Below are 14,026 nucleotides of genomic sequence, written 5' to 3' on the forward strand. Positions count from 1 at the left end.
CTCCGTTTCTATAAATTAATGGTTACACTTTTCCCACAGTAAACTCCTTGTGGTAAGTCAACTGAAATACGGGTTAGCCCGCTTTTTTCATCCCATGAAGCGATAAAGTTATCGCCCTGATTAGCTGTTTTTCCTGAAATGGCAAGATGGTATTTCCCTAAATTTCGTGCAGGATCGACCACCGATAAACTGATCACTTTATCCTGCTCCATTTTAATCATTACAATTCCGGGATGATCGGATATAATTTTCACTTTCTCAGAAACCTGAAGTTCCCCAGCTTTGTAAAACACAGCCTGGCACAATTGCAAGCCCGAATGTTTTACTGCCTGAATTTTAGCCGTATTAGACAAAACTGAGATTCCCCGGTCAGGCGAATTCTCCAGTTGTTCTTCAGTAACCGCTGGTACAATAATGTATTCGTAACTTTCATTCTCTGACCGGCTACCGTGATCCAGCCAAAGTTTAAACACATCCAGGCTTATCTCCTCTTTGGGGGAGTTAACCTGTTTATTAATGGAATACCAGCTACCGGTTTGTGCCTGGTTCGACACGTTAACTTTTGCCGATTTCGGGAACAGGTAGCCAATGCCATCATGAAGAATCCAATCTGCTCTTTCCAACTGATGATCTCCTTTTTCAAGGATTGATTTTTGACTGCTTGATCCCACTGTCACATCTCCCTTCAACGGACACTGGTTAAGCGCGGTAGCTACCGGAAGGTTGCTTTGTGATTTTATTGCGGCCCCCAAACAAACATATTCCTTATCGAAAAAAAACCAGGCTTTTTTTGCGGAAAGCGGATCGTGTGGGCTTTTAAAATCGAAGCCGACAGCACCATAAATTCCATCTGTTACCGCGCCCACAAAATCCGTAAGGCCATCTTTTTGTATTTCGCGTGGCGCTGGTAATTCCGGTTTTTGCAGCACAGTAGTCCCCGGTATTTTTTGCCAATCGAACACGGGTGCAATATTGGTATATTCTTCGCCGGTAACTGAAATGTAGTTGGCTCCGTCTGCTTTATGATGGTTTTTAAGTCCTTCGCTGTTGTAAGGTTCTTCCATATTTCGGTTACGGGTAGAAAACATCCGGACAGAGGTAAAATATTCGGGCCGCTGATGGGAATAATGTTCGGTTTGCCAGAAGAATTTATCAAATGATAAGGTTGGAGCAGCTTCTCCTCTCCTGATTCTAATTATTTCATCCAGTTCGGCTTTTCGGTAATCCGTCGAGTTCAACAATCTTTCGGGAGTAGCCGTTCCTGCGGGTCTGCCACTTTCTGGCCGGGAAACATCGCGGTTTTTTGTTCCGGGGTCATCAGACCGCCCATAAACCATCTGTTTGCAGATTCCATCCAGAAAATAATCCACCAGCTGATCAATTTTTTCTTCTGAAAAAGCATATTCGGTACTTGCCACATAGGCAGCCCACTCGGCAAAAGCATCGGCATAACCAAGCCCGTACGACAAGGTGTTGTTTACCCTGTCCTGCCGGTGATGGAAACTGAAATCGTGTTGCATTCCACGCTGCCCGGTATTGAATTTTATTTCATTTTCAATTACTTTGATCACCTCGTCGAATTGCTCTTTATCGCCTAGAAAAAGCAGATTTTTAGCAAGAATGCCCGCAATTTTTATCCGGTCGCCGCTGGGGCGTGCTCCGGAAGCCGTCAGGTGTGCACGCCCAATGATAGGTTGCGCCTTAGCTACCAAATCTTTGGGAAGCTCGTCGCCAACCAGTAGCATTAATGTTACCAAACTGTTGGGTGTTCCAATCTGATTATGCCACCAGTTATCGCAGAAATAATCGTGATCAACCCAGTTTCTCAGGGATTTTTCAATTACCGCCTTTACGTCCTTTTTGTTGTAATATTTTGACTCTTTACTTTTATATGCCCTTGCCAGGATAACCATGTTGGACGAATGCCTTGCATGCTGAAATCCCTCTCGCGAAACATCGGCATAATTAATTCCCGGCCAAGTACCATCCTCCCGGATAGATATAAGCAGTTTCTCAATTACATTATTATCCGCCACCGGTTGCATCGCCTGTTTCAACACACGCTTTTTTACAACATCAATGTCTGAGGTAGTCGCATTGCTTTGGATAAAGGCAACTTGAAAAAGAACCAGGATCAGTGTTTGCAATAAATATTTCATAAGCCAGTCTTTTTATTTCTTTAACCCGATAGTCCGGAATAACAGGAATCCATATCTATTCTGATAGTTCCGCTTTTTCCAATGTTCAGGTTCCGAGACCTGTTTTGAACTTAATTTTCAGACAGTCTGATTCGAATCTGGTCTTTCCCGTTTTTGCAGGTCCAGGCAGGAATACGGAGCTCTATTCGCTTTAATCCTTTTATCTGACGATCGAGTTCCATCGGTGCAGGATCGAGAGAAACGACCGAAAAAGTCAGCTCCGGATGGGTCTGATTCTCAACCTTAAGCTCTTTTCCGTCTTGTTTTAACAATGCGCCGCTTGGTGTGATTTCAACATCGGCCGTTGTAAGTAACTGCCAGGTAATTAATTTCGATGACTCTGAGATTTGGATCTTATCCTCAATGACCAATGAAACGGGGCTGTCTTTCTCAAAGGTGCGTACCGCTTTTTTCAGGTTTTCTCCGTAAACCGCCGTTAAGTCAAATGAGGCTTTTGGATTTTCGCCTTCGCTAAAATCAATCAGAGTAGCCTGACCATTATTGATAAATAGTTGGTCGTTAACCGAGATCGTACTGTGTCCAAAATTATTTTTTGTCAGTAAAGTCCAGCGTTCGCAATCCTGGCAACTTCCCCACAAATCAAATCCGGTCTTTTCCAATTCATGGTAACTCTGATTACCCGGATCGATCACCCAGCGCACGCCGTTTAACTCAAAAATAAAGGATCCGGCATCCATGTTTCCGTGGCTGGTTGTTGCCCGGCCTCCCTTTCCTCCGAAGTAATAATTATGCTCATCACCTGCATCTCCTTTGAAAACAACAATCGGATTTGACCCGTCGCCTTTCCAGGCATTGGGCATTTTTACATCCTCGCTTTCTTTGTATTGCGATAACCAAACCAAGGCTGCACCGCCAAGTCTCGATAATTTACCCATTTCTTCGGCAGGCATTAAGAATCTTTCCTTCTCAAAAAATTCAGCATTACCGGTTTTCGTTGCAAACCACGCTAGAATAACGTCTCCCGACGCACTTCGCTTATCCCCACAATCGGCAAAATTGTAATACCAACCCGATGGAGCATTCATTAAGTACCTGAATACCGCACTCTCTTTAAAGGCAGGGTAATCAGCGATTCCAAAGTCGGTTCCGAATGAGCTCTCCAAAATAGCAGATGTAACCACTGAAAAACTGGTCCCGTAGCCCCAGTAAGTTGAACCTTCAGGATATACTCCGTCGGGAGCATATTGTTTTAAGGCCTGAACGATGCCATCCAATGCCCTGCTTATTGTTTTGGCAGCAAGTTCCGGGTCTTTTTCAGCGATCACAATGGAAGCTGCTATCATTCCACCGTTGCATACCTGGTTCCAGTTGTTATGCCCGTATGCCCATCCGGGATTTTTCCCGCTTTCGGGCCAGCTGGGCTCTATTCCTTTTTTAATCAAAGCGGTTTTGGCGAGTTCAACGGTAGATCTGGGTAGTTTCCCCTCTGTCCAGTCGAGCGCAAAGGCAACTGCCATCGACATTTCAGCCACGTCGAGAAAATGTGAGGGATTCCAATCCGAAAAGTTACAAACAGCTACAACTTCTTCATTTAAACGGGCCAGTGCTTTTTTATCTCTTTCCACCTGGTATACCATCCCCAACATGTTTACACGCCACAATATTTCGCGAGAAGTTGACAACAACCGGCGACCAACAACCACTCTTTCGAGTAAAGGCTTGGTGTAAATGCTCTCTGCATTTAGTTTGATGGCTTTGTACATATTTTGCACTGCCTCATCGGTGTTCAGTTTTGTTTTAAGCTTGCTTCTTATTTGGGAATTTAAAACCAAACGTGGTTGCGACTTCCGAAGATTTTTTTTCAGGTACTCAACCGTGATTGGATTCTGGAGCTTTTGTACTTCCTCGTTCTCTGGTTCTTTCTCAGAATTACCAGCCCAAGCCGGTACAGATAAAACAACCATCAAAATCACACACAAAAGTTGGATAGATGAGATTAATTTTGCTTTCATTTTAGTTGGTTTTATTTAAGTTAAAGGTTGCCTGCTGATAACTTTTTTACAGGTTGTAACCTATTTTCTTTGTCTCTCCATTTTCAATTATTTCCAGGTATAATTCGTTTCTATTCAATAAATTTCCATTAATCACTTTAACCTGAACCCGGGGAGCTTTCCCCAGGTAAGGCGCAACTACCGTTACAAATCTTGCTTCAGCATCCTCTTGTTTCTTTTTAATACCATAGCTAAAAGCCGGCCTGGGCTCTTTCTTGGTATACTCAAAAGAAACTTGTCCCAATTCTTCTTTTAACTCCATCCCCGGCTGAGGCATTGATTCAACCCACACATTCCAACCTTCGCTAAAATTTGAGTGGACAGAATTATTAACATGATCATAGATTGCCTCTTCTTTTCCCGGTGCCAGTTGAAAATGGATATTCACATCACCGGCGGCATCACCGAAAGCCTGGTCAACAATCACAAAGTACTTTTTATCAATAAAGAACACCGAGCGCCGATGCGCCAAATTCTCATAACTCTGATTTTCAACCACTAGAACATCGAGTTTCTCTTCGGGCTTCCATAGCAGAAGTTTCGGAGCGTACTGGCTGTTTTCTCCGTTCAACGTTAACGTTTGATGTACTTTGGTTTGCCTAAACCAAGCACGGTTTTCAGCATCTCCACTATAAATGTATGATCCGGCATCGGGCGTTAAGGTTCGGCCACCCGCATGCAGGGTAAATGTTCCGTTATCGGGCTGACAATGTCCTCCGCCATTGGGACCACATTTCAAAACCAAACAGGTGGCATTTTTATCCCAACCACTGCGCATAGAATACAATCCGCTTTGTGGCAAAGCAAATGCAGTAGAATCGGGCTTACTTCCTTGCTTCCCTTCGGTAGCTATATACAAAAAGTCGTTGCGGGAGAACATTTTTGCCCACTCCAAATACCTGTTGTTATGTTGTCCTGGTCTTCCGGCCCATGCATCTCCGAATTGCGCATTTGTACCATCGGGCAAACCAAGTTTCATCGGAACCTCACACATAAGCTCAATCGTTTTAAGGTACGATGGAGGAAACATGTTTTCAAGCTGGTTCATTTTTGCCAGTTCAAGGGTACGCAAAAACCAGTTTATGCAGCCAATATGATAGCCAATGGCCAGTTCGCGCTGGTGCCCGTCGGGATAAACCTGCAGGTTAATTTCATTGTTCAGGCGCCGGAAAGCCTCGGTACGCCATTTCACGGCATCTTTAAATTCGGGAAAGGTAATTGCGATAAAAGCCATTCCTTCAGCTTCCATCAATCCCCAGTTGCTTTTGCTTCGGTAAACCGTCATCAAGTACTCAGCATGATCATAAAAGCTGTTCAAAAAAGCGACAAGTATTTCAGGAGTGAACGAAGGCGAATCTAAAAAGTGTTGAAAAAGAATAGTCCAGCTATAACCACGTATTCCTGCCTCAATGGACCGCCACGCATATTTGTGTGATTCGTCATTGGGGTTCTTTTTTATCCAATCCAGCAACTGAATCCCCCACTCTCTGGCATATTTTTCATCGCGGGTCTGTCGGTAAACACGTGCCATTGAATTCCAGAAATACATGCGATGCAATTGCCATATCCACTCGTTATCCGGAACAGGACGTGAATCCCAGTCAATATCATCGCCACAAAAAGAAGGCGGGTAAGCAGATTGACTGGCAAAAATATGCTTCAGGGCGTTATTGGCTATGCTGAAATCATTCTTCGTAGCATAATTTCTGGTTGAATCTTCTGCAGAGAACCGTTCAACCAAATGCCTGACAGTTTTTCTTTCTCTAAAATAAATGAGTAATTCTTCCGCAGCTTTTTCCGGGTAATTCTTGTTCTGAAAAACTTTTCCCATTCCTGCTACTCCGGGCTCAATCCGGGATAAAAGCAACATTGTTTCTTTTTCTAAGTTGCCGTATTCCTTTCTCTCCTGGGATGGAGTATTAGTATACGCATACGTAGAAATGCAGAACAAAACAGATGTTATCAGAATTCTTACTTTTCTGGTAAACAATACATTAAAGAATGCCACTTCAGGAATCATACCCAATATAATTGAAGATTACTCGTATGAAAACAAAACCGTCATCCGTCAATTGACGGATGACGGTTTGAATTATTATTGCAGAATTTACTGATTAAAAAGCTTCCGGGCTATAAATCTCCATAACCACACCTCTGTCCCTGATTACAAACACATCACTTGCTTCATAGGTCTGATCATCAATGGATACAGTGAAATCCAAAACAATACCATCGCGCTCTTTATTGCCCCATGAGTATGCTTTTGATTTAAACTCTCCAATACCGCTTACGGTATAAGCAGCACCCTCTGCGCCGGTGATCGTACATTTATCTCCTGAGAAATTTAACAACATTGTGATTTCGCCGGTCATTACATCAGAGTTCAAGCTCGTTGTTAATGAAACCTGGTTTCTTCCGGTAGTTACCAACTTGGCTGTTGGGTTATTTTCAACGTACTTTTCACTGTAGGTTTTACTTTCAAGTTCGTTACCGCCATTGTCTTTCACTTTACTTGCCCCGTAATGGAAATAAGTACCGTGGTATTCATTGATATATTTTACGGCAAACATGGTAAAGTTCTTGGGAGCAACAGCCCACTGAGAAGCGATACGAATATCTGCATTCGGATTAGTAGAACTTCCGGACAGAATGGTATCAACATCAGCTGATCCTTTTAACCTTATTGGAACAACATACCCTAGTTTTATTGCCAGCGGGTCGTTAAAAAAAGCATCAGTTAACTGTACTTCTATTCCCCCATTCATTTTTCCTGCAGGAATAACAATTTTGCTGTTAGAGCTTAATGTAAAGTAGTTGCTTGGCATCATATGTATGGTATCTCCGTTGGCACCAAACAATATGTCATTGCATAAGCTTTCATCTACTTCAATATCAAACTCTCTGTTCATAGTGTTTTCATACACTCCGCCCATCGCCACCGAAATGATAAATTTGTGGGCATTATCATTCGAATTATCATAAATATAATCGCCCAGAACGAGTGTCCTCACCGGAAACTGATAAGGAAAATAACCAGAGGTATATTCAAAATCAGGATGTTCAATATCAAAGTTATTACATGCTGTTAACCCTGATAATATTGTAAGTATTAATAATATCCTTTTCATATTTCTGTATTTTTCTTTTTAAAAGTACTAATTCCATCCATCATTTTGGATCAGATTAAATTTAACTATTTCCTTATCAGGAATAGGTCCGTAATGCATATACGAGTTATCATAAGCTCGCCCTTCAACCGTAAAATAACTATAGGTACCATTTTCGATACGAACACCTTTTGCCGGCTCCGTCAGATCTTCTTTCCACCTGCGTAAGTCCCAGAAACGGAAACTTTCAAAACAGAGTTCCAGTCTTCTTTCGTTACGAATAAGCGTACGCATTTCATCCTTACTTGAGATAGATGCCAAATAACTGTCTGGTTGAGCAATTCCTGCCCGCTGACGTATTGCCCCAATAATATCTTTGGCTGAATATCCGTTACCTCCCATGCCATCGGGTCCCCATGCCTCATTGGCAGCTTCTGCATAATTCAAAAACAATTCGGTGTACCGTATGTGTGTGTTGAAATGTTTTTGATCGCTGGTGGATGAAGGATTCAGGTTGACATCGTCCCTTAACAGCTTTCGCAAATAATAACCTGTACGTGTTGAATTCTGCAGGGCATCTAAACCATCGTCGCCAGCTCCTACTCCCGTATTAATCGTGGTGTTTTTCAACTTACTTCCATCATAAACAATGTACAAACTCAAACGAGGATCCCTTCCTGCATATGGATTCGCCGGATCGTAACCGGAATTCTCATCTGTAATAGGGTATCCATTTGCCATCGGGAAAGCATCAACCAAATTCTGAGTGGGATTGATGTCTCCATCTCCATAAAGAGATGGCGGGAAGTTATTTGCTTCTCTTGTCCTGTTTGAATAAATTGGTCTTCTCCAGAGAATTTCAGCAATATCCTGTTTATTACCTGTTGTGATATCTGCATCATTCACTTGATCTTTCAGGAAGAAAATATGCCCTTTAGGATCCAGTCCTGCAGGCCCACCAATATCGTCCAGTAAATCGGCATTCAAATCAGCAGCTTCCTCCCACAACGAAGTATTGTCACTGGCGTTGAATGCAGGACTGGCAGCAAGAAGCGCCAGTCTGGCTTTCATTGCTTCTACGTGTCTTCCGCTCATCCGTTGTTGAGTCACATCTCCAAAAACAGTATTGTACAATGAAATATCACTTACTTCTGAAAAACCGGCAGGGAGCTCATCTACACTTCCCAAATTACCATAATCCAACGGAAGATATGTGAGGGCCTTGTCTAAATCGGATTTTGCACTGCCTACAAAATCGGAAAAACCTGCCCGTGGTGTAGAAAACTCTTCTTTTGTTTCCAAAAATTTGTCGTAGATGGGTGTTCCCAATAGTTCACCATCAGATCCATAACCACCATGGTTGCGCAAAAGAAAATACTTAAACAACCCTCTCAAAGCATAAGACTCTCCGGTTAGACGCCTTACATACAAGGCATTCAGATCATCATCGGTCCATTTCCACGGAATAGAATCTACAACATCCAGAAATTTATTTGCATATAGAATTCCCTGGTTACAGTTGTCCCAAAGACTTTGCGGATTATACAGTGCCGACCATTCTCCGGTCGCAATTCTCATATAAGAGTTTTGTCTGTCGTTGGAAACAGCATCATCTGTCGCTACTTCATCGTATCTGTAATCGTTTGTTGGGATATAGGTATAGGCTTTTATGAGCAATCCTTCGCCAAATGTAGGATCTTCATAAACTCTTTCAATGGTACTATGATTATCATCAGCAGGCTCCAACAGGTCGCACGAAAAGAGTACTACCGGAGCTACCAGCGAGAATAAAAATATCTTATATCGTCTCATAATATTAATCTTAAAGTGAATTAAAAGTTAGCTTTTACACCTATCGAGAAAGTTCGGTAGTATGGTTCTCCACCAATACGACGTTCTCTAATTTCTTTATTCTTGGCAAATTGGAAAACGTTTGATGTATTGACAAAAACATTCAAATCTTTCATCAGCAAAGATTTTGTAACAGCCTCCGGAAAAGTGTAATTGAGTTGAACTTTTCGGATCTCGAAATAATCATTATTATACAACCAGAAGCTGGATCTGCGCAGGTTATTGCTATTGGACTGAGAACTTATTCTCGGATATTTCGCCGTATTTTTTGTTTCCGGAGTCCAGGCATCCCTGACAACTTCAGAATACTTATCGTTTGCGTCAATCCAATAATAACTACCTTCCTTGAAGGTCTCTGATCCCGAACGTCCTTCTCCTAGAACATAAAGGGTAAAGGCTTTATACGAAACTTTCATTTGCAATCCGCCGGAGAAAGGAGCCTGCCAGCGACGCAAGTAAACTTCGTCATTTCCATCAATGATATTGTCACCATTTTGATCTTTGTATTTTAAATCGCCTGGTTTTACCGTTCCAAATGTTTGGTACGGGCTATCATCGATATCCTGCTGGTCTTCAAAAAATCCGATCGCCTCTAAACCAAAAGTTGCATCCACCGGATTACCTTTTCTGTATTGGTAGTCATTATCATAAACTTCATCCACTTTTGTTTGCTCAGAAGTTACATAAAGTGCATTTGCTGCCAGGTAAAAGTCCCAGTCACCAACAGACTTGTTGAAAGTAAGCCCAAATTCAATTCCCTTGTATTGGTTGGCATTAAAGTTCTCGTAAGGAATAAAGTTCGAATAAAAACTTGGATAGGCTGTACTTGGCCTTGTTACCAGGTCGTTATATACATCATAAAATAGATTTACTTCTGCTCCCAATACTTTGTCGAAAAACATCCCTTCAATACCCAGGTTAATTTCATTCCGTTTTGCATATCCTAAATTAGGATTGCTACTCCAACTTGAAGCAATTCCGGAGCGACTACGTGTACCTTCGTACCAGTTATAGCTGCCGGAACCGCCATATCTGTTGTCGTAATAAAAGAAACCTCCGATTGGTATGTCTGATTTTAGGATCCCTCCGGAAAGACGTAGCTTTAAATAATCCACGTTATTAGCTGAAGCTAAAAAGTCTTCGTTGCTTAAAACCCATGCAAGCCCCAAAGAAGGAGAGAAGCCTCCCCTGTTTCCATCCGGAAGTTTTACGGAGTTTACATAAGCACTACTAAAATCAACTAAATACTTTCTGTCAAAAGCGTAGGTTAACTGCAAGCCCAAATGTGCACTTTTTACTCCCTGAAAATCTCCTTCTTCCTTATAATTATTTCCATAGCCAAGAAGCGACCCGGTAATATGGTGTACATCATTAAACATTCGGTCGTAGCTCAACTGCCCGTAAAAGCCAAAACGTCTTTTAAAGTATGTCCCGCCAACTACCTGCGTGCCTGGCCGTGTATCATTTCCATGCTGGATTAGGTCTACGACCAAATCTTCATCCTCGGCCCATACAGGTTCGTAAACTGAATACTCGTTGGCGATCGTTTGGAGATAGCTAGTAAAGTAATCAAAACTGATATTTGTATGGAACGATAAGCCCTGGGTCACTTTATTCAGGTCAAAATCAATTCGGTTGTTAAATGAAAATTTTCGATAGATGGCCTCCACAACTCCAGCGGCATAACTATCAGCAATCGAATTTGTAAGGTAGTTGGAGTTACCTCCCAGGAGGTATTTTCCGTCCACATCGTTTTTCCGTCCTTTCAACAGCGAATTCTCAGGATCGATCAGGTCAAAAGGAATAAGCGGGGTAAACTCAAATGGTCTTATTGAACTGGCATTGCCCCAGAAACTTCCCCGTTGTCCTTTGTTATTGCCAAAAAGAGATGAACCATCTACTGATGTTTTAATCCAGTCATTAATCTTAAGATCAACATTCCCCCTAACATTGAATATATTGTTTCTGGCATTAGCTCCTTCTCCAAAGTCTAAAATTCCTCCTGATGAATACCAGCCCACGTTGGTATAATAACTTGCATTTTCATTTCCTCCGGAAAATTCACCATTCAAATCGAAATATGTTTTGAAGTCTTTTAAATACTCATCCGAGTAATAATCTACATCCGGATAGCGATACATGTTGCCATTTCTGTAATTATCGATTGTTTCATCACTGTATAAAGGTGCAAGTCCGTCACTCTCTCTGGCCTTATTAAAGTAAGTCATGTATTCGGCCGAGCCTAAATATTCAGGCAACTCACGGGGAGTGGAAAGTCCATAGTTAAATGAAAAATCCATTTTCTTTTTAAAAGGTTCTCCCCTTTTTGTAGTGATCAAAACAACGCCATTAACTGCTGCTGTTCCGTATAAAATTGCGGCATTTACATCTTTGAGTACTGATATCTTTTCGATTTCCGATAACCTGAGAGATTCAATATCACGAGGTAATCCATCAACAATAAACAGAGCATTTCCCGATTCAAGACCACTTCCTGTTAATGATGCAACGTTAATATTTATACCGATCCCCCGTATACTGTTGCTTCCTAGTAGGCCTAGGGTACGACCTGTTAGCACATCGCCTGCCCAAATAGTATTATCTATTGCATTAATTTCTGATACATCTAAAGAACTGACCGCACCAACAACATCTCCCTGAAATACTCTTCCAAAAGCAACGTCAACTTTGTTGTTTTCTCCATACATAAAAGGTGTCTTTTTTAACTCGACGCCGGACATACTTTGTATTTCAATTTGGGTAAGAATAACTTTCTCAAATCCCTCTGCTTCAATCACAACTTTAGAACCGGATTCAACAACAAAACTAAACTTCCCATTAGGGTCTGTTTTGGTATAAGCTTTATCACAGAACACCTGTGCATTTTCCACAGGATTCCCATTCTCATCGGCCACAACCGACTCGATGGTTACTAACTTCTCTGACTGAGCAAATATATTATTGGAAATGAATAATACTAATACACACAGAAAAGCTAATATTATTGTATTCTTCTTTTTCATTTGTTAATGATTTTTAATTTAAGACTTAGCCTACCATCCCGGGTTCTGAGGGAATCCTTCAAATATCTTGGTATCAGACACCGGCAAAGGAAGCCAGTTGTGTTTCTTTTCTGCTACTCTTTTTATCACAACTCTTTCGCTTATGTTGATCGGCTTTCCATCGGGGTCACGATCAAAATCGATAGCGGTTTTTTCAAGATAACGAGGATCTCCGTTACGGTTCCAGCGACGCAGGTCACAAAAACGGGCGCCTTCCATGAACAATTCCACAGCCCTCTCACGGACGATTTCTTCAAAAAATACGTCTTTATTTGCTGTATATTTAGCAGTTAGGTCAGGTAATTGAGCCCTGTTTCTTACAGCATTTACTGCTTCAACAGCAGTCATTGTATAATTAGCTGAACTTGCATTAGGTCCTCCGTTACCACTAAACAGAACCGCCTCGGCATACATAAGATATACATCAGCCATACGTAAGTAGGGTACGTAAGCAGCCAGGTTTCCGGCTTTGGACACAGTAAAAGCCTTATCCATCCCATTAAATTTCCTTGAATAATATCCGGTAACACTCGGCGGGTTTATTTGCGAGCGATGGCGACCTCCGGTGTATAATTCTGCGTATTTATCAGCACTCCGAATATTGGAGAAATTATCACCGTCTTTTACTATAAATTTAGCAAAACGGGGTTCAAGGTTTGACCATGGATCATTGGAATCATAGCCAGACTCGGGATCGTCGATTGGTAGTCCGTTGGCCATCGCAAAGTTTTTCACAATATTGTGGGTAGGTACATCTGCACTTGATCCACTATTTAACCCGAACGACGATGGAACAGTAGCCCCGACGGTTGACCAACGTATACGTCCACGGTTGTATATCGTGGGGTTCATTATCGTTTCAATACCGCCCGTTTTCGCATGGTTAAACCGGTAAAAAATGTCCGTATAACTACTCCAAGGCTGCAATCCATATATTCCGGTTTCATCAGCCAACTTTAACAATTCACCAAAAGCGCTTGCTGCTTGCTGGCACAACTCAGCATTGTACGAAGCACTTCCTGTTGCTTCTTCATTCATCATGGGACTGGCTCCATATAATAAAGCTTTTCCAAGATAACCAAGTGCAAAGAACTTATTAACGCGATCCATATTATGACCTAAAGTTGCCTGCCCGGCTTCTGTTTCATCCCAATGATTGGGCAAAAGATCGGCAGCCGCACGAAAGTCCTTGGCCATCTCTACAGCCATCTCCTGAAATGTGAGCCGATTAAACTCTTCTGTAATAAGACTTTCAGTTGGCTCCAATACTCTTGTTATATAGGGTAATCCACCCCAATATCTTCCAAGCTCAAAATGGAACCATGCCCTAAAAAACAGGGCTTGCCCTTTTAACAAGTCTTTCTCTTCCTGCGTTCCTTCAAACAAACCTTCTTCTTCGAGTTTGGCAAGTGCCAGGTTGGCTTTTCGAATGGCGTACCAGGCATACTCATATACTCTTCTATCTCTTCCTTCATTGGAAGTAGTATTTACACTCTTACCTGAAAAATAACCTTCATTAGACCAGTAGTTTCCGATATCAAAGTTGTATATCTTATTGTTCAGGTTTTCGTCAGCAAACGAATAGTTGTTCCAGGCTCCCCCCTTATCGGGATCCATCACACAGTTGTACAGTTCTTCAATTGATCCCTGAAAACTAAAAAAGTTTCCGAAAGCATCCTTTTCACTAATATCTGCTTCAGGTGCTTTGTCCAGATAATCTTCACATGATGTTGATATTGAAATCAATAGTATGAAAATCACATAAAAGCTTATATTATATTTTATACGTTTCATGT

General features: G+C 41.8%; 7 protein-coding genes. All 7 read right to left on the reverse strand.

Annotated elements, in window-relative coordinates; all coding sequences use genetic code 11:
* Positions 1–8: 8 nt before the first annotated feature.
* Positions 9–2,159, reverse strand: a complete 2,151-nt coding sequence (locus INQ51_RS06705) for a polysaccharide lyase family 8 super-sandwich domain-containing protein (protein ID WP_233377108.1) — start codon at positions 2,157–2,159, stop codon at positions 9–11.
* A gap of 110 nt (positions 2,160–2,269) precedes the next feature.
* Positions 2,270–4,171: a heparinase II/III family protein gene (locus INQ51_RS06710; protein WP_233377109.1), complete on the reverse strand. Its 1,902-nt coding sequence runs from the start codon at positions 4,169–4,171 to the stop codon at positions 2,270–2,272.
* Positions 4,172–4,217: 46 nt separating this feature from the next.
* Entirely contained in the window at positions 4,218–6,080 is a 1,863-nt protein-coding gene (locus INQ51_RS06715; protein WP_233377110.1) for an alginate lyase family protein, read from the reverse strand.
* 244 nt (positions 6,081–6,324) lie between these two features.
* Entirely contained in the window at positions 6,325–7,338 is a 1,014-nt protein-coding gene (locus tag INQ51_RS06720) for a DUF5627 domain-containing protein (protein WP_233377111.1), read from the reverse strand.
* Positions 7,339–7,365: 27 nt separating this feature from the next.
* Complete coding sequence (locus INQ51_RS06725; RefSeq protein WP_233377112.1) at positions 7,366–9,129, reverse strand: RagB/SusD family nutrient uptake outer membrane protein; 1,764 nt, start codon at positions 9,127–9,129, stop codon at positions 7,366–7,368.
* 20 nt (positions 9,130–9,149) lie between these two features.
* Positions 9,150–12,191, reverse strand: coding sequence for a SusC/RagA family TonB-linked outer membrane protein (locus INQ51_RS06730; RefSeq protein ID WP_233377113.1), 3,042 nt, complete (start codon positions 12,189–12,191; stop codon positions 9,150–9,152).
* A gap of 30 nt (positions 12,192–12,221) precedes the next feature.
* On the reverse strand, positions 12,222–14,024 hold the full coding sequence (locus tag INQ51_RS06735; RefSeq protein WP_233377114.1) for a RagB/SusD family nutrient uptake outer membrane protein: 1,803 nt from the start codon (positions 14,022–14,024) through the stop codon (positions 12,222–12,224).
* Positions 14,025–14,026 lie beyond the last annotated feature (2 nt).

It is taken from the genome of Maribellus sp. CM-23 (assembly GCF_021354595.1).
Classification (GTDB): domain Bacteria; phylum Bacteroidota; class Bacteroidia; order Bacteroidales; family Prolixibacteraceae; genus Draconibacterium.